Raw genomic sequence first — 23,129 nt, 5'->3', positions numbered from 1 at the left:
ATTTTTAAATGTCTATTTATATCAATCAATACAAGTCTAAATTTCCAGAAAAACAGCAACGATAATTACACACAAACAGGATAGTTAAAACAGGCTGATTAAATGATATTTAACCTAAAACATCAAATCTCGAAGCCATCTAAATTAGGATAAAGATCACAAATTATTAGTAATCCAAACTCTTTATTCACCCTTAATATTTCAGTGCCACATTTTTTACTTGTGTATAATTTTGCAATGCCTCTAACCCTTTTTCACGGCCGAATCCGCTTTTTTTGTAACCTCCGAATGGCTGTGCTATGCCTCCGCCCGCCCCGTAATGATTGATAAATACTTGGCCACATTGAAGTTGGCTGGCAACACGGTGAGCAATGCCAACGTTTTCAGTCCAAACTCCAGCAACAAGACCATACGGTGTACCGTTTGCAATTTCGATTGCTTCTTCTTCTGTTTGGAATGTGGTTACTGTCAATACGGGGCCGAAAATTTCTTCCTGAGCAAGATAATGGCTTACTGGAACATTATCCAAGATGGTTGGCTCAAAGTAGTAGCCTAATCCGCACCCTTCTACTAATCTGCGATCTCCTCCTGTTAAAATTCTAATTCCATCCTTCCTGGCTAGATCAATAAAACTTTGGATGCGATCAAATTGCTTTTTGGAAAGCACTGGCCCTAGATCGTGATTATCAATTCCGAGACCGATCGAAAGCTCCTCCATTGCAGCTGCCAGCTTCCGAATGAAATTTTCTTTTATGGATTTTTCAATTACCAAACGGGAGCCTGCAGAACAAGTCTGACCTGAATTTTGCACAATGGACTTAAGCACCCACTTTAGAGCCTGCTCTTCATTACAATCAGCAAAGACAATATTAGGGGATTTTCCTCCAAGCTCAAGGGTGACGGGAACTATATTTTGAGCAGCTGACTCCATGACCCTTTTACCTGTCTCTACCGAACCTGTAAAAGTAATGTGGTTTATATCAGGGTGACCAGAAAGCGCTGCTCCTGCTTCATGACCGTAACCTGTTACCACATTAACAATACCTTTTGGAAGCCCTAAAGGTTCGATTAATTCAACTAGCTTAAGCGTCGTTAAAGGTGTATCCTCAGCTGGCTTTAGAACCGCAGCGTTCCCTGTTGCTATTGAAACAGAAATGCTTCTCGATGCAATTTGCAAAGGATAATTCCAAGGAATAATATGTCCAACGATACCTATCGGTTCACGAACAGTATAATCAATGATTCCTGGTTCAACCGGAATCGTTTCTCCAAAAATTTTATCAGCGACACCAGCGTAATATTCAAAATAACGTGCAGCAATCTCTACATCCACAGCAGATTGAGTCAGTGGCTTTCCGACATCTAACGTCTCTAATTTTGCTAATTCTTCCCTATTCTCGCGAATGATTTCCGCTGCCTGATAAAGAATCTTACCCCGATTATAAGGACTAAATTTCTTCCACTCTTGGGAATGAAATGCTTTTTTTGCCGCATTGACTGCTAGGTCAATTTCTTCCTTGTCCCCTCTCGGAACAAATGCCAAAGTTGATCCGTCCCCAGGGTTTTTCACTTCTATTAATCTCTCTTTATTAGGGATTATCCATTCGCCGCCTATGTAACATCCTTGAATTTGACCATTGATAGCCTGCATCATTTAAATCCCCCTTCCACCATCTACATTTAAGACAGAACCTGTCACAATGGACGCTTCTCTTGAACATAAATACACAAGGGAATTCGCAATATCAATAGGTTCAATCAGCCTTCCCAATGGAACACTTTTCTTAAAAACATTTTCTTTAACTGTCTCAAAATCCTTATCCTTTGCAGTAAATTCCCCGAGCATTTTTGTATCAGCCGGACCTGGGTTCACAACATTGACCCTAATCCCATACTCAGCTAATTCAATGGCCAATGCTTGTGAGAATGAAACTGCGGCTCCCTTAGACGCGATATAGGCATTTAAACCAGGCCTTGGCCTCACCATGGAGATAGAAGCGATATTGACTATTACTCCTCCCCCTTTTTTCTTCATGTATGGTACAGCAGCACGGCAAGTTAAAAATGGAGCAGTTACGTTGACTCGCATAATTTTCTCCCAATCAGCCAATCTCACTTCTTCAATCGGCGTTGCCGGCTGGGCGATACCAGCAATATTAACAAGCCCGTCAATACGCTCGAATTTCTCAAATGCAGAAGAAAAAACTTTCTCCACTTCCTCTTCCTTAGTTAAATCCGCAGCAATCGGCAATAGATGATCACTTTCCTCTACTCCGTCCACATTAAGATCAACAGCGACAACTAATGCCCCTTCTTCTAAGAATCGTCGAACTGTTTCTTTCCCCATTCCTCCCTGTGCACCAGTAACAACAAATACTTCGTTTTCCATTCTCATCATTATCGACCCTCTTTAACTAATAGTAATTGTTGTATAGCATCTCTTATCGCTGAACCCATCTCACTTGTCGTTGAACTGCCGCCTAAATCTGGAGTTTGTGCTTCTTTTTTTACAAGAACCTGTTCAATTGATTCCAAAATGACCGTCGCTAAATCCTTTCTCCCCAAATGCTCAAGCATAAGTGCTGCTGACCAAATTTGTGCAATTGGATTGGCAATTCCTTTGCCGGCAATATCAGGAGCAGAACCATGTACAGGTTCAAACATGGAAGGGAAATCACCTTCCGGATTTAAATTTGCAGAAGGGGAAAGTCCTAGCCCTCCTACAACCGCAGAACCTAAATCACTTAAAATATCTCCAAACAAATTGGAAGCAACAACCACTTCGAAGTCCTCTGGCCTAGAAACAAAATAAGCTGCCAGGGCATCAACATAATAGCTTTGCAGGTTAATGGATGGAAAATCTTTTCCTACCTCATTTACTGCCTCATCCCATAGTTTCATTGAGTGGATAATTGCATTCGATTTTGTTGCGCTTGTGACCGTACTTTTACCATGCTTTTTAGCATATTCAAAAGCAAATCTTGCAACTTTTTTCGTGCCTATCCTTGTTATAATAGTATTTTGGACAGCAACCTCCTGTTCCATGCCTGAATACAATCTTCCCCCGCTATTGGAGTATTCACCTTCAGCGTTTTCCCTGACAATAACAAAATCGATATTTCCACCTGGGTACCGGCTATGAACTCCCTTCAATAATTTAACTGGCCGTAAATTAATATACTGCTTAAAATTTTTCCGGATTGGCATAATCAGCTCCCATACCGTTACATCATCAGGGACCCGGCTATCACCTATAGCTCCGAATAAAATGGCATCATATTTTTTTATAGTATCAAGGGCGTCTTCCGGCATCATTTTTCCATGTCTAAGATAATACTCACTGTTCCAATCAAATGTATCAAAGTCGATTTGAAATGAAGGGTCCAGTGTTTTGAGTAGTTTAAGTACTTTAACAGCTTCAATAACTACTTCCGGGCCGATTCCATCACCAGGAATAACTGCAATTTGATAGTTAGTCAGATTCTCCACCCCTATTCAGTCATTAATTGAGGATAACGAAACTTAATAGCCTCTTACACTCCATTTGTCTCATGTCTTGGTAAACAACTTTCTAAGTTTAAAAATGGTAACTTAATTTTTTAAGAGATCTATCAAACTAAAATAGAGCGTTTACAAAAGAAGGATCTAGCTTATTTAATTGCTTAATTCAGCTATTTTTACTGAAAAGACTTTTTCCGGTAATTTAAGATGGTTACGCATAATTATAGACGCCTTCCTGCTATTCCTATTTAAAATTTGATAATAGATACTTTCGTGTTCCGTTAATATCTTTTCAATCACGCCTGGAACTTGAAAAAATTTTGATATTTCTGATCGATAACTATCAATAAGAAGGGTAGTCATTTTTTGCAGTGCTTGATTTTTAGATGCTGCTGCTACAGAAATGTGAAAATCAACATCCCATCTAGCAAAATTTTCATTATCGTTTAAGCTTCTCTTCATGCCATCAATAGTTTTTTCTATTTCTATAAGATTGTTATTTGTTCTTCGTTGTGCTGCTAATGAGCTTGTTTCACTTTCAATCAGCTGTCTCGCTTCAACAATTTCAAGAAGGTTATTGATATTATGGAAAATTAATGATGAAAATTCAGATTGAGCAAACGATCCTGCTTCTGATTTATTAAGGTAAGTACCTTTTCCTTGATGAAAACTTATTATCCCTACTGCAGATAATTTAATGAGAGCTTCTCTAATAACAATTAAGCTTACCTGATAACGATTTGCCAATTCCTTCTGGGAGGGCAATTTATCACCATATGTATACACTCCATCTTCCACATCTTTTAAAAAGATATTAACAACATCGTCGACGAGAGATATACGTTTTAATGCCATGTTTCCCACCTCCCTTTAACTCTTCATATCATATGAAGAGTTAAGTGTATTTTACGAATACAATTCAGAATTGTCAATATAGTTTTAATATTTTCAATAATTACATAATTGAACTTAAAACTTTCTTTGTTGCGCTAATAAAAAATTCACTCAGGTGTCGAGGTTGGAGATTATAGTATAAGACTTACTATCTATTAGGGTAGTAAGCTTCCCTTTTTTAAAAACTGAAAAAATCACATAGTGATGGATTTCTTGGCAGAACCACATTCTATGTAAGGGTATATATTTTTAAAATGTATTTGTCTCTAAATCAACCACCACTAATTTTGCTTCCACTAAATAGTCCTGAAAAGTTAGTGTGATTTTTTTCCAAAACATCTTTATTGAAATTTTTTGCGAAGGGGCGTATTCTATGAAAGTTATTATTTTTATAAGAGATAGCAGATAGACTCTGTTTTTTAAGCTAATTAGCCTGCCTGTAACTATTAATACTGAGAGTGAAAAGATCGAATGAATTTAAAATGGTTTTTAATGATGGCGGGCTTGATCATTATTTGGAGTGTTTCCTGGCCAATTTATAAACTTGCATTGGCATTTCGTTAACAGGAAGAAAAAGCAGCCGGGGAATCAGCTTGTCCAAGAAAAAATGGGAGCCTAATCATAATAAAAGGATAGATGAGCAGAATACTGCTCTGTCTATCCTTTTTTATATTACTTATTACCAATATCCACTTTAATGCCCCACGTCTAACCCCAATCCTTTTAACATGGCTTTCTCCTCCAAATCTAATCCCCTATTGCTAAGTCTGACACACTACAAATATCCTTTTGGAGATCCTCAATAAAAAAGACACTCGACTTCTTGTATCAGTTCCCCATCCCTGCTTTAGTGCTAAAAGAACAGTTCTCATCATATTTTTTATGAAAGGAAACAATAAGAAGGAGTGGAAAGTTAGGTGATAAAAGTTAAGGTTAATTTACGGCCCATTGTTACTAAGATAAATTTACCTACTGTTATAAAAACAGCTATACTGCCCGGAGACTCTATTGAAAGATTATTTATTGCAACCCAGGTCGGAGAGATCTTTTACATAGGAAACGGCGTTGTAAGGACTTTTTTAGATATTCGCTCAAGAATCATAAAATTAGGTTCTTCTGGTGGATATGATGAACGGGGTTTGGTAGGGCTGGCGTTTCATCCCCAATTTTATTATAACGGTCTGTTTTACCTTCATTATTCAGTAGCAGGAACACAGGGCGCAGGTGCTCTTTCTGAACATTTCAAGCCTAACCCATGTGATCCTAAAACCTTAAACTTAAAATGGATAAATAGAGAAACTCAATATGATCATATTAATACAGTTGAAGAATGGATTTTCCAATCGAATGGACAGCCTCAAAAACGACGGGCATTACTTAACGTAAGAAGACCGTTTTTTAATCATAATGGTGTCAATAGCTTAAACTTTTCACCTGAAACAGGAAAACTTGTTTTAACAACCGGAGATGGCGGAGCAGGCTATGACCCATTTAATTTAAGTCAGGATCCTATGGAGATTGCTGGTAAAATAATTGAGATTGACGTAAGTAAGAATACATTTATCTCTGATCCACCCGTCGTCACACGGTTTAATGAACTTCCTGCATCTATTCAGGAAACGCTTACCGTAATGGCCAAAGGAGTTCGCAATATACCAGGCATTTCATTTCAAAGGTTTTCTAATCAGTACATCAAATATGTGGGAAATGTCGGACAGGATCTGGCAGAGTCGATTTTTTCATTCGTTCAGTATAAACCAATACCGGTTACTCAGATAACTAAAGCTCCTATGATGGAATCAGAGCAAGAAGGATTTATTAACCTTGGCTGGAGAGGTTGGGAAGGTGCTTTTCCAACTTCGACTTTAAGGAGCTGCTCTGAAAATCCCACTCTGGATGAGAAAATAATTGCTTATTACAATGAAGCAGTCTCAACTTCAGTAAGGCGCCTTCCACCTTTAACTAGTTATTATCATCAAGATTCCCGACCCGATAAGTTTGCAGGAACAGCGCTCACAGGAGTCCAGCCATATATGGGGAATGGAATCCCCCATTTAACGGGAAGCGTTGTGTTTACCGACCTTGCCCGGAATGAAGAATCACAATCTCCGGTTAGAGGAGTTTTAGCTTATACGAGGGGAAGAACCGATGGTAAGCTAAATGATTTTAGTATTATTGAAACCAATTACAATTTCGGATCTCAATCAGCTTATTTTATTAGTCTGGGAACGAATCTGAATCAAACCAGATTATACTTAGGGGTTTATGGCTCTATGAGAGTCACTGACCTTAACCAAGGTACTATTTTTGAAATTGTGCCATGATTCTTCTTTAATTATATCAAATCATTTCCTTCTTAATAAAAAGAAGCAGGGGGATTTATACCATGCCCCCTGCTTCCCAAACTATTTTTTATGCCCCTGCCAAGGAATTTCATTTTAACACATTATTTACTAACACGCTATTTACCAAAGACCGCAGGTGTGGAAAAACCATCCAGTCTAATGTAACGTAATCATATTTATTTTAAACCCACTGTATAGACCCATACTCACCATGCGGATGGTTTTGTAATTTAAATCTTCTATATTCATATTCTAATTTCGATAGTGACAACTCATAAAGCTGTTGATCTTCTTTGTTATATACATTTAAAAAAATTAATTTATTGATAAGTTTTTGTCGCTTTTTTTCATTATTATTTTTCATCAGGAACGCTCCTTTATTTTTACAACAACTTTCCTATGAATACAACAACTTATAAATTCGTTTATTTGATTAATTTCATTATAAACATATAATTCCGATAAGTAAAGTATGAATTTAAATAAAGAGGGCACTATTATCACTTCAGATTAGCTGGAACCACGGTCCCCTTTGCGTTAAGCAAGCCCTTATCATCTGCAGTCAACGTATATGTTGTGGCACCTGCAACAATTGTTACCTTTGCCCCTGCTTCAGTTGTTCTGGAAATTTCATTTGATTGGTCAGTCATCTCAGTTACTTTCGGTGCCGTTGGCGCTATCCTGAACGGTTACCAATTGCTTAACTTATGGTTCCAGCCCGATCTGCTGCCTCTATGAGAAAAACAAGGTACTTTTTTTGAAATTGTTCCATAGTTCATATTTAAAAGGATAGATGAGCAGAATCAAATGCTCTTTCTATCCTTTTCTTGTATCTCCTCGAACTTATCTTCTTACTACGAGAGCTACCTGGTAGTGTATAAACTGAAGGAAGACAACAAAGTAAATAAAAAAGAAGCAGGTACCCATTTACCTGCTTCTGCTTTTAATCTTTATACTTTTAAATGAGGCTTTTATTTAGCTAAAAAGAAACTTACTTTATCACTGACTTAGCTGTTACAACCCGCCACAATTTGGAGAATTGTTTTTATCTCCTTCCGCGAAATCAGTACCTTTTTCAACAGATTCAAGTCCGTAATCTGTATTGGTTATCTCAGATAACTGTTCATTTTGAACCTTGTTTTGGTCTTCCTTATGTTTTTCTGTGTTGTCTCTCATTTCTTTCCTCCAGAGTTTTTTTGTAGTTTTCTCGCAGAGGAATCATCTTATTCGTATTGATGAGATTTATGCGGGCCAGGTTTTTCCCGCCATTCCAAACGTTCCTTTTCTTCTATTTGTTTTTCGAACGTTTCATCCCAGCGCCCAAGCCATGTATTCCAGACACGCGCGTAAAAGGTATCCTGTTCTTTATTGTACAGTTGAAATTCCAGGCACGGGACATGTTCAACTTTCTGCTCTTCGAAACTATTTACGGCAGCAGCTACAGTTTGAAAACCGTCCTCTACTTCGCCGCTTTCCCGCTCGGCGAGAACTTGCAAGATCCGTTCTGTATCAATAGAACCCTGATTGTCTGCATATCGATAAAGAGGCAGTTCCTTCTCCGGTTCAGGCACAGGCTCACTTATTTCCGGCAAAATTTCATCGTGGAGCGGGCTGTATGAAAGTATTATCGACTCTTCTTCTAAATCCTCTTCCATAATGCCTGCCGTTAGCTGTTCTCGCCCTTTTACTGTCAGCCGATAACTTCCTTTTTCCAACCGAACAAGGTCCATCCTCTGCATTTTTTTTAATAAATCCTCAATGAAAAGCTCCTCCACCAGCAGCAGTTCAGTCAAATTGGCTGCACGCCGGATTTCAGCCTGATCAAACGTTAGCAGCATCATTTTCATGAGAATGTCCATCTTCGACCGCTTTACTCGATTAAACGCCACAGAATACGATATCACCGGGATATGCCAAATAACCGATTTGTTGATTTGGACAGCTGGATTTTTAAGCAAATCCGCACGTAATTTTTTCATTTTATCCATGCAGACTCACCTCTTCAAGGGTTCGCAGTCCCTCTTGTTTTTTGACAGTTTCTAATACGTGAGTAAACATTTGTCTGGCACCTGAATGTTTCGTCCGCTCTGTAAACATCTTCGTGCTGCCAATCATCACAAGCAGCTCCCTCGCCCTCGACAAAGCGACATTCAGCCTGCGGTAGTCTTTGGCAAAACCGATATCATCCTGCTTATTATCGTGATTACGCACCATACTTAACAGAATCACATCCATCTCCATCCCCTGGAATCGATCCACAGTTCCCGTACGGATCGTTAAGTGAGGCAAGCGCAACTCCTGTTGAAGCATGCGATCGATCCGTTTCACTTGTTCTCCATAAAAACTGATGACGCCAATGCTTTTCTTCTCATCGGGGGCCATTCTTCCAGCCTGCTTCGCTTCTGCCGCTGCTTGATTCATTTCCACCAGCAATTCACCAATCCTCTTCAATTCAGCTGGATTATACAGACTTTTGCCGCCTTTCATTCTTTCTTCAAAAAATGCAGGCCCGTTCGGCATATCCAGCCAGAGCAGATGATTGTTACGCTTGATAGCAGGTGATTCAAGCTTGTGGTCCCGATCAGAATCGGAGTCGGTTAACCCGCATTGGAGCACCTCGTTTTCTTGCATATAAAATGGCGTGATGGTTTCCATGATGTTTTCATGCATCCGATATTGAATGGCCAGCATCGTTTTATTGCTTTTCGGCAGATTTTTAAACAGCCGCTCAAACAGCGACTCATGTAAAAGCTTTTTGAGTTCAGCTTTTCCTTCAAAGTCTTCACTTTCTTTCGCCATTTCCTGCAAGGTTTCCTCGAGGGTATCGTCTCCCAAGAGAGGCGGCAGCTGATGATGGTCGCCAACGAGGATAATCTTTTTCCCTTTCAGCATCGGCAAAAGGAGCTCTGGCGGGGTTGCCTTTGATACTTCATCAATGATGACAACGTCAAAAACAGGATAGCTTTCGATGAAATCTTTGCGGGCGGATGCCACACATGTTGTTCCAATAACATTCGCATGCTTCACGTAAAGCTTCCGGATTTCATTCAGGTCATGATCAGTTGCTTCTTCCAGCAAGGACTGCCACATACCCTGGATGGATTGGAACAGCGGAAGCTTTTGCTTTTCCTGTTTCAAAGATTCCCTGGTAAAAGAAATGCTCGCAAGCTTCTTTAATACCTCTTCGTGCCTCCGTTCCGGGTCTGAAGAGATAATTTCATTTAGGGGTGTCAGGTCAGCCTCTCTTTCTTTAAGCATACCGGAGATTTCTGCAAAGCGAGCTTCGGCTTGAATTTGTTTCTGCTCTGCTTCCTGCAGCTGAAGAGCTTCTTGTTCCCGTTTTTGGCGATTCATTTTAACCCGAAGCTTGGCTTGCTCATATTGCTCTTTCTTGTTCTGCAGTTCAAGCGCCATGGCTTCTTTTTCATGCAGCAAGTCCTTTGCATTAGGGATGAATACTGCAGACTCCATCAGTTGCTTTTGTTTGGTTTGCAAAAAATTCAGCTTCGTATTCTGCTCGCCCATCTCTCTCTGATATTTTTGCTGCATCATCTTATGTTCATCCAGGATAGGCTTTAACTGCCAAAGCAATTCCTGTTTCAATTGCTGAAGTGCTTCCTGTGAAATTTTTTTATCTGTATCATTGAGCTTTAACTTGTCCGCCTTTTGCCAAATATAATGTCTCCGGCCATATAGCCCCTTAAGAAAGGCTGCAATTCGCTGCGGGTGAATGGTTGAATTTCCTTTTAATTCACTTCTCAGTTGGTCTAAAATTTGGTCAATTTCTATGGCAGTCACCGCTACAGGAGCTGTGTTTTTCAATTGCTTTAGTGACGGTCCGTACTGCTGCCCCAAAAGCTGTTCAAGATAGTGAATAGGGGGATTTAGTTTTTCATTATATTCCTTCAGCTTGTCCAGCTGATTTATTCGTTCACGAAGCGTGTCCATTTTTCCGATTAAGGACTGAACCTGCAAAGACCGGGTAAAGTTTTGTTCGAGCATGATCCACTTTAAGCTGTCGATTTTTTTAGCGGCGGTGATTCTTTCTTCTAAAGCTTCCTTCTGTGTCGTTGCCTCGTTCCATCTCTCATAGTTAGCAGAAGTCTCATCTATGGTATGTTTTATTTCATTAATTTTTTCTTCAAGCTCCTGAAGGGCCACACTTTCTTGTAGACGTTCAATCTCCCGCTTGTTGGCTTCCAGCTCTTTTTGAATGGAGTCACTATCCGGTTCCTCGGCCAGAAACGTTTCGTCTTTTTCGATGTTGTTATTCAACAAACGAATCGACTGTTCGATCTTGTGCAAAATCTCCTGAACTGATTGCCTCTCCTGCTCAGCTTCATGAATGTCCTTTTTATGCTTTTCAATAATGGACTGGATTTCGTCATACTGCTTCTGGGCATTCTTTTTTGCTTGTAACTCTGCCTCTACTCGTAAAAGCTCTTGCTGGAGCCGCTCTTGTTCCTGTTCATTCGCTGCCCATTCCGCTTCCAGTTCGAGTTCCCGTTGTTTACGGGTATAGTATTGACCTGAAACTTCCTGCAGCGTATGGTCTTTCCAGTACTGTCCGACATTTTCCTCAATGAACTTTTTGCCTTCTTCTTCGATGCTTTCCGTACGACCGACCCGGAGAATTCGAATATCTTTGTTCGCCAGCAATCGCCCTAGGGCATTGTCGACCGCCAAATTTGACTGCGAGGCAACCAGCGTGCGCAACCCTGCCTTAGCATTTTGCAGACAGATCTCTGAAATAACGGTTGTTTTCCCTGTTCCGGGCGGTCCTTGAATGACATATAAGTCTTCAGCTGATATAGCACCTGTGACAGCTGCTTGCTGGAACTCATTCAATCGATTGTGAAACTGAAGACTAGAGCGCTTTTTCACCTCTTTGACCGGCGGCTTGTTTTCAAATAAGAGGCGTTCTAGTTCAGGATTCGCAGCCAAACCGTTTTCCAACTGCTTAAACCCTTGACGGAGCCTTTTCACCTGACTTAAAGTGGCAAAATTGCTAAAGGTGACTTCCCTTGGGTGTGCATCAAGCCGCTGCCGGCGGGCCTGTTCCTCCATATAACCGTGCAATTCCACCTCAACCGTGGAGGCCGTACGATTCGCTTTCAAGACTTTGCCGATATCCTTGTCCATTCCCTTTAGCTTCACACTCATATCCTTGAGTGACTTCCATTCCTGTTCCTTCAGCTGGCAGCCGGTTATTTTCACCCGACTGAAATCATCATTGAAGATAAGCGAGGAATAGCGGCAGGTTATATCAGGAATATCCGCGGATTGCTCTTGAATTTTCAGGTAGCCTTCCCAACTGGCAATCCGCTTTTTCACATACATGGAACTTTCCTGGGCAACCGGCATGTTGTGGATCAAGTTCAGCAAATCAAATGGTAAAGGGGCGCTGCCCTGAACATTCAAGTCAAAGGTGAAATCTGCCGACTCACGCCAATTCGAAGCCAAGGGTATATGCACCGGTCTCGTCGTCACATTCGTCACGACAAACCGATCCTGCTTCACCAAACAATGCAGAACGACAACAAACCGATCGAACATGTTCGCAAGCTTTTCATTTCTCTCCATGTCAAAAAATAAGGCAGCAGAAACAAGGCCATCACCCGATTGCGGATACTTTTCTATATAAACATGAAACGATTTCTCCAATAAAAAAAACGATCGCTCATCCAACCCGAGCTCTCGCATTTTATCCTTTGCCTTATTGGTCAAAGTGATCGGACAACGATATATTGTATTTTGTGCCTTTATCATCTGATCACCTGCTTTTTATGAGAAAAAAACCTAATTGATGTGGATTATAATAACTTGATAATTATAACACAATGTTTTGAAGGATGGAGTGACAGATTAATTGTACCAGTTTGAGGTGAGAAATAGACTTGTTGGTCCCTTTAAGAAAAAGGGAAGGCAGAGCGACAAATGGCTTACGGGAAGATTCTTTTCTACTTTTCTACAACGTTTTCTGTTTTTTCAAAATTACCTAAAAACTAGAAAAATTGGTGCCCGCGTTATCTTTTTTCTAGTTTTTAAACAAATTCGCCAAAACCCTTTCCGTCCTAACTGTAGTAATACTATTCTAAAGACCCATATAAAAATTTTATGAGGTTTTTTGAAAAAGGAAACATGTGGAATAACGCAACAGAATATTCTAAAATTTATAAATCTTGATTGACCTAATATCTAATTTTCAGTATACTCTGAATAATAAAACTATATAAAAATATTTTTTACAAGTGACTTACGAAAATTCCAGAAATTTTTTGCAGCTTTAATTTTTTAGGAAAGCTGCATTTTTTACAGAGAGGAGTGGAACAGCGAGCGGGGTACATCCAACATAAACTTTCTTATTTCTACAGAAAAATTTAATTGACAAGGTTTAAAAATAATCCTCTATGAGGAATTTCCCAAAAAGTGTGGTAGGAAATCTTCCATACTAAATTAGTTTTCCTATGGGACATGCTATAGTTTTTCCAGAAACTTTTTTATGAAGAAGGCCGATAAAAACATTTGGAGGTTTGGACATGTTAATAGATTGGCATTCACAGTTAGAAGAGGCGTATGGGCAAATAGTGGAATGGAGAAGACATTTGCATCAGAACCCTGAGCTATCATTCCAAGAGGTTGAAACACCAAAAATGATAGCAGAAATCTTAAAAGGCTATGGAATTGAAGTACGTACAAATGTTGGAGGACGAGGTGTGGTTGGAACGATCCGCGGCGGAAAACCAGGAAAGACCGTTGCCTTAAGAGCTGACTTTGATGCCCTTCCCATTCAGGATGAAAAAGAAGTTCCTTATAAATCCAAAGTACCCGGAGTGATGCACGCTTGCGGCCACGACGGCCATACTGCAACACTTCTGGCTGTTGCCAAAGTATTGAGCGAAAATCGCAGTGAACTTGCAGGAAACGTAGTGTTTCTTCATCAGCATGCTGAAGAGTTATCTCCCGGCGGTGCGATTGCGATGATTGAGGATGGATGCCTCGATGGTGTGGATGTAGTATTTGGAACTCATTTATCATCAGGTTCCCCAACAGGAACCTACCTCTATCGAAAAGGATTTGCTATGGCTGCTGCCGACGCTTTTGAAATAAAAATCCTGGGAAAAGGCGGACACGGCGCTTCCCCACATGAAACTGTTGATGCCGTTGCGATTGGCAGCCAAATTGTTAATCAGCTTCAGTACATAGTGAGCAGGCAGATTGATCCTCAAAAATCAGCTGTTTTATCCGTTGGCTCGTTCCATGCAGGAAATGCTAATAATGTCATTGCCGATACTGCAACCTTAACAGGAACTGTCCGAAGCTTCGATGAAACGGTAAGAGAACATATGGAAAGCGAAATAAAGAATATTGTCAAGGGAATTTGCAGTGCACTGCATGCGGAATGCGAGATTATGTACAAAAAAGGATATCCTGCTGTTTATAACCACGAAGAAGAAACAGAAGTGTTTAAAACGATTATGGAGGCCTGCCACAGCGAAAGTACTCTTGTTGAAATGCCAGCCATAATGGGAAGCGAGGACTTTTCCTATTATTTAAGAGAAAGGCCTGGAATGTTCTTTTTCACCGGGTCACGCAATGAAGAATTAGGAGCTATTGCTCCCCATCACCATCCGAAGTTTGATATTGATGAAAAAGCAATGGTGTACGCCGGAAAGGCATTTTTAAGCCTGGTTTACCACTATATTGTCGAAAAAGTAGAGGAAAATGCCGCACAGCCATCTATTTAATTACTAAATCGGGGGGTGGTTCTTTTGTCTAGCAACCTATTAGAGGTAGAAAAGCTTCAAACCGCATTTAAAAATGATAAAGGGGAAGTCATTTCAGTCGATGAGGTAACTTTTAATTTAAAACCGGGAGAAACAATTGGAATTGTAGGTGAATCCGGCTGCGGGAAAAGTGTTACCTCCCTGTCCGTTATGAGGTTGCTCGGGAAATCCGGTTATATAAAAAAGGGATCGATTAAACTGGGTGGAAATGATTTAGCCCAGCTGCCTGAAGCACATATGAGACATATTCGCGGGAATGAAATTTCTATGATTTTCCAGGAGCCAATGACCTCGTTGAATCCTGTTTTTACCATTGGAAATCAAATGATGGAATTAATCCTTCTTCATATGAAATTATCAAAAAAAGAAGCAAAAATGTATGCGATTGAAATGCTGAAGAAAGTCGGAATACCAAGGGCGGAAGAAATCATTCATGAGTACCCGCATAAATTATCCGGCGGTATGCGGCAAAGGGTTATGATTGCAATGGCTCTCTCCTGTAAACCCAAATTGTTAATTGCCGATGAACCAACGACAGCTCTTGATGTAACCATTCAAGCCCAGATTCTTGAGTTAATGAAGAAACTTCGTCAGGAATCCAATACAGCCATCATGATGATCTCCCATGATTTAGGAGTCATTGCTGAGATGGCAGATAAGGTCCTCGTGATGTATGCAGGCCAGGTTGTTGAAGAAGCAGATGTATTTGCCTTATTTGATGAACCAAAACATCCTTATACAAAAGGACTCATGGAATCTATTCCCCACCTTGAATATGACAGCCATGAAAGACTCGCTTCCATTCCAGGAACTGTACCAACACTGAAGCACATGCCGAAAGGCTGCCGTTTCCATACACGTTGCCCATTTGCTAATGAAAAATGTAAAAACGAAAAACCTCCACTCCTTTCTATTAATCAACATGATGAGCATAAAGTGAGATGCTGGCTTTATGAAGACCAGCATCAACAAATACTAGCTGATACGCAAAGGGAGGTTCATGCATGAGTAGTACCACTTCGTTAGAAACAGATCGAAAAGCAGATGCTCCTCGGCAAGGGACACCATTAATTGAAGTTCAAAACTTAAAAAAATATTACCCTATTAAAAAAGGGATTCTATCTAAAACGGTTGGACATGTAAAAGCAGTTGATGGTTTGAACTTCTCGATTTATCCCGGAGAAACGATTTCCCTTGTTGGTGAATCAGGGTGCGGCAAATCCACAACGGGACAGGCTATCGTCCAGCTTGATCCTCCTACCGAAGGAAAAGTCATTTTCCAAGGAAGGGACTTATCAACATTATCGAATACAGAATTGCGGCAGCTGCGGCCCCAATTGCAAATTATTTTTCAAGATCCCTATTCGTCCTTAAATCCTCGTAAGCGGGTTGGGGATTTATTAGCAGAACCTTTGCTGGTCCATAAACTGGCTGACAAAAGTGAAGTCACCCGTAAAGTGGATGACATACTGGAAATTGTCGGGTTAACCAAGCACCACCGCAACCATTATCCTCACGAATTTTCTGGCGGTCAGCGGCAAAGAATCGGGATTGCAAGAGCCCTTATTCTGAATCCTAAACTAATTGTTTGTGATGAGCCCGTTTCAGCTCTTGATGTATCCATTCAAGCACAGGTTCTGAACTTATTAAAAGACTTACAACAGAAGTTTCAATTAACCTACCTATTTATTGCCCACGGACTTGGTGCCGTAAAATATATCAGCGACCGAATCGCTGTTATGTATCTTGGCAAAATTGTTGAGCTTGGGACAACGGAAGAAATTTTTAAAAATCCTAGACACCCTTACACACAAATATTACTCAGTGCGTATCCGGTACCGAATCCGCATCTTCGCAACCGGAACCGGGTCGTCGTCGAAGGAGATGTTCCAAACCCAGCGAACCCTCCTAAAGGCTGCAGCTTTCATACAAGGTGTCCTCTGGCACAAAGCATCTGCCGTGAAAAAACACCTGATTTGATGGGCAGCGGACATACTGTAGCATGTCATTTTCCGCTGGCATAAAAAGGATAAGGGGGCGATTAACTTGTTTCAATATATTGTTCGGCGTATATTAATTGCGCTTCCGGTACTTTTTGGGGTAACCATTTTCAGCTTTTTGATTGTGAATATGGCTCCCGGCAACCCGGTAGAAATGCAAATAAATCCAGATGCTACCGCAGCTGATATTGCCTTAAAAAAGGAAGCATTGGGATTGAATGACCCTCTTTATGTGCAATATGTACGCTGGCTGAGCGGAATCCTCCATGGTAATTTCGGATTTTCGTTTTCGACTCATCAAGCCGTAACTGGCATGATTAGCGACCGAATTGGCCCAACCCTTCTCTTAATGGGAACAGCTATCATCATTGCTTATTTAATTGCAATCCCTATCGGCATTTTAAGTGCAACACGCCAATATTCCTGGATGGATTACCTGTCTACCTCCTTTTCGTTTTTAGGTATTTCCATACCTCACTTTTTTCTGGGATTAGGCGCCATTTATGTTTTTTCGATTGTTTTTCAAATTTTTCCGACAGGCGGCATGAATACATTGGGCGGAACCGGAGGATTTGCCGATACATTCAATCACCTGATCTTGCCGGCACTCGTCTTAGGCACTGGTATAGCAGGAAGTATGGTCCGCTATGTAAGGTCAAGCGTATTGGAGATACTGGGACAGGACTACTTACGGACAGCCCGTTCAAAAGGCCTGAAGGAATTTTTTGTTATCAACAAACATGCACTTAGGAACGCCCTGATTCCAATCATAACGGTCATCGGAATGGATATTCCTTTATTAATCGGTGGAGCGGTTGTTACCGAACAAATCTTCCAATGGCCGGGATTAGGACAATTAACGATTCAATCGATTGGCTCCCGGGACTATCCGACCTTAATGGCCATGAATCTAATGGCGGCTGTAGCCGTGCTCTTGTCGAATCTGATTACAGATGTTCTTTATTCGGTAGCAGATCCAAGGATTAAATACAATTAACAACGGAAGGAGGAATAAAAAATGTCAATGGCCAACGTCAAGCTGGACGATCAAGCCGTTTCATTTGAACAGCAGATTCCATTGGCCCCTATTGAGGAATTAGGGGAAGAGGAAAGCTATCTGCGCGTAATCACGAAGCGCTTTTTCAAACACAAATTAGCGGTTTTGGGACTAATTGTTTTCACTTTGATTCTATTAATGGCAATCCTTGCGCCCCTTCTTGCGCCTAGGAGCCCATATGCGATAACGGATCAATTTTCCGCAGCGCCTTCTTCCAAATATATGCTAGGAACAGACCAGGTAGGAAGGGATTTATTCAGCCGTCTGATTTATGGATCGAGGGTTTCCCTTTCCGTTGGAATCGGTGCAGTGGCGATTTATGTAGCCATTGGGACGATCTTGGGTGCAATTGCCGGGTATTTTGGAAAATGGGTCGATATGATAATTATGCGGATTACAGATGTGTTTATGTCGTTTCCTTATTTAATGGTCATCCTTGTTCTAGTCAGTATTATGGGTCCCAGCCTTTTTAACATTATCGTCGTGCTCGGTCTCTTAGGCTGGCCAGGAATAGCGAGGATTGTTCGCGGAAGTGTTCTTTCCATCAAGCAAATGGATTATATAAAGGCGGGGGTGGCACTTGGCTACTCCGCACCAAGATTGGTTTTTCAGCATATTTTGCCAAACTGTTTAGGTCCGATCCTGGTCAATGCCACATTTGGTATTGCCGCTGCCATTATTACGGAGGCGAGTTTAAGCTTCCTGGGTATGGGAGTTCAGCCTCCAACAGCCAGCTGGGGAAATATGCTAAAGGATGCCCAATCGTTGTCCGTCCTTGCCTCTCAGCCCTGGCTTTGGGTACCGCCAGGAATCATGATTCTACTGTCTGTTCTCTCGATTAATTTCATGGGAGACGGATTAAGGGATGCTATGGATCCAAAGAGTCTAAGGTAGTTCTATTAATAATATAAAAACTTCAGGGGGTAATGTATGAAAAACGTTAAAAAAGTAGTTGGTGCAGGAGTCATTTCTTCTATGTTAATGCTGGCAGCTTGTAGCGGACAATCTACAAAAACGACAGGTAATGCAAGCGGAGGAAAATCATCTGGTCCAAAAACAATGTTCCTGGGGATGGTCAATCCGCCAATCAACTTCAGCCCTGTCAACTCACCCGATGTGGCATCAACCTTTGTTGACCATTTCATTTTCGAACCGTTTTTAGAAATGCCTGCCGCGCAAAAGTTCGACCCAAAACTTGCTGATTCGTTTGAATCGTCGGACAATCAAACGTTCACGATCAAACTTAACAAGAATGCAAAATGGTCTGATGGTCAGCCTGTAACAGCTGATGATGTACTCTTTACGATGAATTTAGTAGCAAATCCAAAGGTGGAAACCACAATTGGCTCCTATATTTCCATGTTGGACGGTCTTGATGTCAAGGGCAAGCTGCCGGATGGTGTAACGTCCATTCCTTCCGTTAAAGTGGTCGATCAAAACACGATTCAATTTAAAACAAAGTCACCGGTTGACCCTAATATGATTAAGGAACAATTGGGCACCAAATTTATGACACTGCCAAAGCATGTATTGGAAAAAATTAAACCGGAAGACCTTGCAAAGGACCCATTCTTCTTAAAGCCAACTGTAACAGACGGGCCATTTAAGTTTGTCGTCTACAATAAGGACCAAGATGTACAGCTTGCTGCCAACCCGGATTATTACCTTGGCAAACCAAAGGTCGATAACATGTATATAAAAATCATGCAGGCTCCGAACCTTGCCGCACAGCTGCAAACAGGAGAACTTCATATGAACGTGGGAATTGGAATTGGGAAAATTCCGCCGGAAGACTTTGATCGTGTCAAGCAATTAAAGAATGTAAGAACGAAAGTGGAACCAACCATCGGGTTCCAAACGATGATGTTCAACACGACGAAAATAAAAGATGCCAAAGTGCGTCAGGCACTTGCCTTTGCTCTAAACCGTTCCAAAATCGTCGATAAGCTTCTAAAAGGATATGGGGAAGTTGTGGACGGTCCGTACACTTCTATCAATCCATATCTTGATAAGAGTACGAATATCATCAAGTATGATTCTGAAAAAGCGAAGCAAATGCTGAAGGATGCGGGCTGGGATTTTAATAAAACTCTTAATTTAGTCGTTCCGATTGGCAACAAGGTTCGTGAGCAATCCGCTGACCTTATTACCCAGGACCTTCAGGCAGCAGGGGTTAAAGTGAAAGTATCGACTTTCGACTTCCCTACCATCATGCAAAAAGGGAAAGCCGGAGATTTTGACTTATTATTAATGGGCTTTACGTTCACCTTTGATCCGGATATGTCAAATCTATATGGTAAAGTTGGGTCTTACAATTTCATGCGTTACAATAATCCACAATCAGATGAACTGCTGGCAAAGGGTAAAGAAGAAGCAGACCCTACAAAAAGAAAAGAAATTTACTCCCAACTCCAAAAAATTTGGGAGCAAGATATGCCAATTATTACCCTCTACTCCGACAGCGACTTTGATGCCATTTCCAATAAGGTAACGAATGGAGAACCAAAAATTTCAGGTTTCCATGATGGAATCCAAAATTGGGATGTTGACGGAGCACAGTAATGATAGATAAGCAATATTAAATAAACAGAGGCCATCTTTGCGATTGGCCTCTGTTTTTAATAGAATTCTATTGATACCCATTCCTTCAAAAGCGGTTTTTAACGTATAGACAAATTGGTCATTTCCCACTTTGCCGATAAATGCTGTTTTCTTTCCGAGATTGGAAACCTTCCTCTTCCCTACTAACTGACGTACGCGAGATGCCTTGTTGCCTTAATATTCGTCCTGTCATAAAGAAACCTCCTAGTAACGTTTTATGTACTTAACGTTAATAGCAGGCTTTAAATGCATTATATAAGGTTAATCAGTACCCAAAACAGTTATTAGTACACACGGTTTCCCTTAAACATTTACCAACATATTCGCTAAAATCATCAAAATATGTCGGGGTGTTACCGTTAAAATTAACGTCCTATAACAACATTTAAACACCGTGAACCAATGCGGTTACTGGATTTACTAATTACGTTGGCGGGACTGTGTGGGAATCGAACCCACCTGACCTGGCACGCAGGCGTCATGCGGTTTTGAAGTTTGCTGGCATCTGTTTTTCTAGTATCTTTATGTGCTCAAAAGTACTGATAAATCTGGGTTTCTTGCTCTCTAGTGTTTTCTTGTGATTTCTAATTTTAAAAATTTGGGCACCAAGCATGGCACCACATGCAGCACAAACAGTTTTGTTCTCCCTAAGTTATGATGGCTCGGTATCTTTCGAACACCATCAAGAACTAACCTTACATAAAAAGACCCGATTGAGGCAACAGCCCAGTTAATAATAGAATGAAGTAATCAGTTAATGGCATGCCTGCAACAACCGTATTCTTCGGTACATCCTTCGTTACAACTGTCCCCTGTTCTCTCAAAAGCGTTAAACTATTCAATTGACTAAAAAAAACCAGCGACTCAACTGTACTGATGTTTTTTTTGAAATTTTCTTAAAATAATTTCCCTAAATAATACGGGATTTGGCGCCGCCACCAAATCCAATCATGCGAAACATCTTCGCCCCACTCATCAAACCATGCTGGAATTTGTTTTTCTTCAAAGGCTTCTTTTAATGTAAAGTATGAAGCCAGCCCATCCTGTTCCCAATCACCCCGCCCGGTACAAATAATGATATCTGCTGAACGATATCGATCAATAAACCAGCCGTCATTTTGATTCCATATGTAATCACTCGGTGAATTTTGGTATACAAGCGGATCATTTCCGTAATCCCCAAAAAAGAAACGCACATCGTAAACACCGCTTAGTGCAACGGTTGTTTGGAAGACATCCGGATGTCTCAGGAAAAAGTTCAACGCATGATATGCCCCCATGCTACACCCCGTTGTCATCATCGGATCAGACCAGCCTGTTTTATGTTTAATAAATGGAATAGCTTCTGAAATCACATAACGGTCATATGCTTCATGAGCTAATGCACGGTCATGCGCCGGTTTTGAGTCGTGCAGCCAACTTTCGCTATCTATACTGGCCAATGTAAAAAACTGAACTTTTCCGGATTCAATAAAGTCATGACACACATCAATCATTCCAAAATCATAGTATTCAGTATGCGTCCCTCCAGATGAAGGAAAAACTACGATTGGCATGCCACCGTGTCCATATCTGTTCAACAGCATTTCACGTCCTAATTCGCCACTCCAATGGTTTAACTGTTCTATATGCATAGAAAAATCTCCTTTCCCTAACTTTTTCGTTCATGTACAAAACGGATAATTTCATCGACTTCTTCTGGAGAATCTGCATTAATCGCATAAAATTGATTTCCTTGGAGGTTCGCAAACGCATCTGGAATGCGCTGTCCAGACTTCACACGAGCGCCAAATCGTTCATAAATAGCATTCTTATCATGCTTATACTCATACGCATCACGCTGTGTTACACCGACACAAAACTGGTTTTCTGCCTCGGGTTCCTTAAATTCTCCTCCTGTCACAAGAGAAGCATACTGAGCAAATAAATCAATGGAGTACGCGAAATTGTACATATCAACCGTGTAGCCGCCAGCCAAGCGATTATTGTATTCAAGTGCAACATAATCCCCATTTTCTAATTTAAAAAACTCAATATGGAAAAAGCGTTCTTTCATTCCAAAAGCTTTTACGATTGCCTTTCCATACGTTTCGAGCTTTGGATCAATTTCATTTTGAATCACATAAGCTAAATCCAACTGACCCTTAACGAGTTCCAGAGTTGGCACATTATATGTAAAGCTTGTTTGGAAAACAATGTTCCCTTTCTGATCCACTAAACCATCAAATGTACAAAGCACGCCTCCTTCGACAAATGGTTCTAGGAAGTACACTTGTGCTTCTCCCCAAACTTCTTCAAAATGACGTACATCCTCTTCTGAATTTAGTTTAAAGGTTGCAGTTGATCCCACTCCATTATCCGGTTTAGCGATAACTGGCAGTCCTAATTCATCAATGGCTTTAGCTAACTCCTTTTTAGTTTTAACGATTCTTCCTTCTACAACAGGCACATCTGCTTCTTTAAACAGCTTCTTCATTTCAGATTTATACTTAACTTTTTTCAAGTCATTCGTTTTATTGCCGTACACGTTAAATTGCTCACGCAACTGCGCATCAAGTTCTAACCAGTGCTCGTTATTGGATTCAATACGGTCAATTGGACCATGTTTATAAAATAAAAATGCAACAGCACGTTTCACTTCATCAATATCTTCTAAATTATTCACACGATAATATTCAGTTAATGAGTTTTGTAATTCGGAACCTAATTGGTTATATGGCTCTTCGCCAATTCCTAAAACATTGACACCTGCTTTTTTTAAACGATGAGCAAATGGCTGAAAATTACCTGGATAATAGGGTGATATCAAAATATAATTCATAAAAAAAGGCTCCTTTCTCATAATCAAAGAATCATAGTTTTTACAAATGATACAATCATTTAAATTTTAAATCAATTTAAATTCAAAAATATTCAAAAAAAAAGAGTGAGAGTTTCCTCCCAC

18 protein-coding genes are annotated in these 23,129 nt (G+C 40.5%); 7 read left to right on the top strand and 11 right to left on the bottom strand.

Annotated elements, in window-relative coordinates; all coding sequences use genetic code 11:
* Positions 1-193: 193 nt before the first annotated feature.
* From G8761_RS12105 to G8761_RS12090, 4 genes are all read right to left on the bottom strand, one after another.
* Positions 194-1,651, bottom strand: coding sequence for an aldehyde dehydrogenase family protein (locus G8761_RS12105; RefSeq protein WP_166027267.1), 1,458 nt, complete (start codon positions 1,649-1,651; stop codon positions 194-196).
* A gap of 3 nt (positions 1,652-1,654) precedes the next feature.
* Positions 1,655-2,395 carry an SDR family NAD(P)-dependent oxidoreductase gene (locus tag G8761_RS12100; protein ID WP_166027265.1) on the bottom strand — a complete coding sequence of 247 codons (741 nt, stop codon included), beginning with the start codon at positions 2,393-2,395 and terminating at the stop codon, positions 1,655-1,657.
* Positions 2,396-2,397: 2 nt separating this feature from the next.
* Positions 2,398-3,480, bottom strand: a complete 1,083-nt coding sequence (locus G8761_RS12095; protein ID WP_166027263.1) for a tartrate dehydrogenase — start codon at positions 3,478-3,480, stop codon at positions 2,398-2,400.
* 174 nt (positions 3,481-3,654) lie between these two features.
* Positions 3,655-4,356: a FadR/GntR family transcriptional regulator gene (locus tag G8761_RS12090; protein WP_166026974.1), complete on the bottom strand. Its 702-nt coding sequence runs from the start codon at positions 4,354-4,356 to the stop codon at positions 3,655-3,657.
* 956 nt (positions 4,357-5,312) lie between these two features.
* On the opposite strand from G8761_RS12090, the gene G8761_RS12085 reads away from it, so the two are divergent.
* The gene (locus tag G8761_RS12085) at positions 5,313-6,719 is read left to right on the top strand and encodes a PQQ-dependent sugar dehydrogenase (protein WP_166026972.1); all 1,407 of its coding nucleotides are present in this window, start codon (positions 5,313-5,315) and stop codon (positions 6,717-6,719) included.
* Between the two features lie 202 nt (positions 6,720-6,921).
* On the opposite strand, the gene G8761_RS12080 is transcribed toward G8761_RS12085, so the two are convergent.
* The 5 genes from G8761_RS12080 to G8761_RS12060 all read right to left on the bottom strand — a co-directional run bounded on the left by G8761_RS12080 (position 6,922) and on the right by G8761_RS12060 (position 12,509).
* Positions 6,922-7,104: a Fur-regulated basic protein FbpA gene (locus tag G8761_RS12080; RefSeq protein WP_166026970.1), complete on the bottom strand. Its 183-nt coding sequence runs from the start codon at positions 7,102-7,104 to the stop codon at positions 6,922-6,924.
* 136 nt (positions 7,105-7,240) lie between these two features.
* Positions 7,241-7,390 carry a hypothetical protein gene (locus tag G8761_RS12075; RefSeq protein WP_166026968.1) on the bottom strand — a complete coding sequence of 50 codons (150 nt, stop codon included), beginning with the start codon at positions 7,388-7,390 and terminating at the stop codon, positions 7,241-7,243.
* A gap of 364 nt (positions 7,391-7,754) precedes the next feature.
* Positions 7,755-7,916, bottom strand: a complete 162-nt coding sequence (locus G8761_RS12070; RefSeq protein ID WP_166026966.1) for a hypothetical protein — start codon at positions 7,914-7,916, stop codon at positions 7,755-7,757.
* A 47-nt stretch (positions 7,917-7,963) separates the two neighbouring features.
* A complete protein-coding gene (locus G8761_RS12065; protein ID WP_166026964.1) occupies positions 7,964-8,728 on the bottom strand; it encodes a hypothetical protein in 765 nt (254 codons plus the stop codon).
* Positions 8,721-12,509, bottom strand: coding sequence for an AAA domain-containing protein (locus G8761_RS12060; RefSeq protein ID WP_166026962.1), 3,789 nt, complete (start codon positions 12,507-12,509; stop codon positions 8,721-8,723). The genes G8761_RS12065 and G8761_RS12060 overlap by 8 nt, the downstream gene beginning before the upstream one ends.
* A gap of 770 nt (positions 12,510-13,279) precedes the next feature.
* On the opposite strand from G8761_RS12060, the gene G8761_RS12055 reads away from it, so the two are divergent.
* Genes G8761_RS12055 through G8761_RS12030 form a run of 6 tightly spaced genes read left to right on the top strand, consistent with a single transcriptional unit; the run spans position 13,280 to position 20,146 of the window.
* Complete coding sequence (locus G8761_RS12055; RefSeq protein WP_166026960.1) at positions 13,280-14,488, top strand: M20 family metallopeptidase; 1,209 nt, start codon at positions 13,280-13,282, stop codon at positions 14,486-14,488.
* Positions 14,489-14,512: 24 nt separating this feature from the next.
* Positions 14,513-15,535, top strand: a complete 1,023-nt coding sequence (locus G8761_RS12050) for an ABC transporter ATP-binding protein (protein ID WP_166026958.1) — start codon at positions 14,513-14,515, stop codon at positions 15,533-15,535.
* Positions 15,532-16,551 carry an ABC transporter ATP-binding protein gene (locus tag G8761_RS12045; RefSeq protein WP_166026956.1) on the top strand — a complete coding sequence of 340 codons (1,020 nt, stop codon included), beginning with the start codon at positions 15,532-15,534 and terminating at the stop codon, positions 16,549-16,551. Before G8761_RS12050 ends, G8761_RS12045 begins: the two co-directional genes overlap by 4 nt.
* A gap of 22 nt (positions 16,552-16,573) precedes the next feature.
* A complete protein-coding gene (locus G8761_RS12040) occupies positions 16,574-17,524 on the top strand; it encodes an ABC transporter permease (RefSeq protein ID WP_166026954.1) in 951 nt (316 codons plus the stop codon).
* Between the two features lie 21 nt (positions 17,525-17,545).
* Positions 17,546-18,478 carry an oligopeptide ABC transporter permease gene (opp4C, locus tag G8761_RS12035; protein WP_166026952.1) on the top strand — a complete coding sequence of 311 codons (933 nt, stop codon included), beginning with the start codon at positions 17,546-17,548 and terminating at the stop codon, positions 18,476-18,478.
* 36 nt (positions 18,479-18,514) lie between these two features.
* Complete coding sequence (locus G8761_RS12030; protein ID WP_166026951.1) at positions 18,515-20,146, top strand: ABC transporter substrate-binding protein; 1,632 nt, start codon at positions 18,515-18,517, stop codon at positions 20,144-20,146.
* 935 nt (positions 20,147-21,081) lie between these two features.
* Here G8761_RS12030 and G8761_RS12025 read toward each other — a convergent pair.
* Together G8761_RS12025 and G8761_RS12020 are read right to left on the bottom strand one after the other, a co-directional pair.
* Positions 21,082-21,819 (bottom strand): esterase family protein, encoded by a 738-nt coding sequence (locus G8761_RS12025; RefSeq protein WP_166026949.1) that lies wholly within the window; start codon positions 21,817-21,819, stop codon positions 21,082-21,084.
* A gap of 17 nt (positions 21,820-21,836) precedes the next feature.
* A complete protein-coding gene (locus G8761_RS12020; RefSeq protein WP_166026947.1) occupies positions 21,837-23,006 on the bottom strand; it encodes an ATP-grasp domain-containing protein in 1,170 nt (389 codons plus the stop codon).
* Positions 23,007-23,129 lie beyond the last annotated feature (123 nt).

It is taken from the genome of Neobacillus terrae (assembly GCF_011393025.1).
Taxonomy (GTDB): domain Bacteria; phylum Bacillota; class Bacilli; order Bacillales; family Cytobacillaceae; genus Neobacillus_A; species Neobacillus_A terrae.
Note: the sequence above shows the minus strand (reverse complement) of the source record. Positions and strands in the feature narration are given on the sequence as shown.

Bases quoted from the DNA above. Each gene is read 5' to 3' on its own strand.
- G8761_RS12105 (WP_166027267.1), bottom strand. From the start codon at position 1,651: ATGCAGGCTATCAATGGTCAAATTCAAGGATGTTACATAGGCGGCGAA.
- G8761_RS12100 (WP_166027265.1), bottom strand. From the start codon at position 2,395: ATGAGAATGGAAAACGAAGTATTTGTTGTTACTGGTGCACAGGGAGGA.
- G8761_RS12090 (WP_166026974.1), bottom strand. From the start codon at position 4,356: ATGGCATTAAAACGTATATCTCTCGTCGACGATGTTGTTAATATCTTT.
- G8761_RS12080 (WP_166026970.1), bottom strand. From the start codon at position 7,104: ATGAAAAATAATAATGAAAAAAAGCGACAAAAACTTATCAATAAATTA.
- G8761_RS12075 (WP_166026968.1), bottom strand. From the start codon at position 7,390: ATGACTGACCAATCAAATGAAATTTCCAGAACAACTGAAGCAGGGGCA.
- G8761_RS12070 (WP_166026966.1), bottom strand. From the start codon at position 7,916: ATGAGAGACAACACAGAAAAACATAAGGAAGACCAAAACAAGGTTCAA.
- G8761_RS12065 (WP_166026964.1), bottom strand. From the start codon at position 8,728: ATGGATAAAATGAAAAAATTACGTGCGGATTTGCTTAAAAATCCAGCT.
- G8761_RS12060 (WP_166026962.1), bottom strand. From the start codon at position 12,509: ATGATAAAGGCACAAAATACAATATATCGTTGTCCGATCACTTTGACC.
- G8761_RS12055 (WP_166026960.1), top strand. From the start codon at position 13,280: ATGTTAATAGATTGGCATTCACAGTTAGAAGAGGCGTATGGGCAAATA.
- G8761_RS12045 (WP_166026956.1), top strand. From the start codon at position 15,532: ATGAGTAGTACCACTTCGTTAGAAACAGATCGAAAAGCAGATGCTCCT.
- opp4C (WP_166026952.1), top strand. From the start codon at position 17,546: ATGTCAATGGCCAACGTCAAGCTGGACGATCAAGCCGTTTCATTTGAA.
- G8761_RS12030 (WP_166026951.1), top strand. From the start codon at position 18,515: ATGAAAAACGTTAAAAAAGTAGTTGGTGCAGGAGTCATTTCTTCTATG.
- G8761_RS12025 (WP_166026949.1), bottom strand. From the start codon at position 21,819: ATGCATATAGAACAGTTAAACCATTGGAGTGGCGAATTAGGACGTGAA.
- G8761_RS12020 (WP_166026947.1), bottom strand. From the start codon at position 23,006: ATGAATTATATTTTGATATCACCCTATTATCCAGGTAATTTTCAGCCA.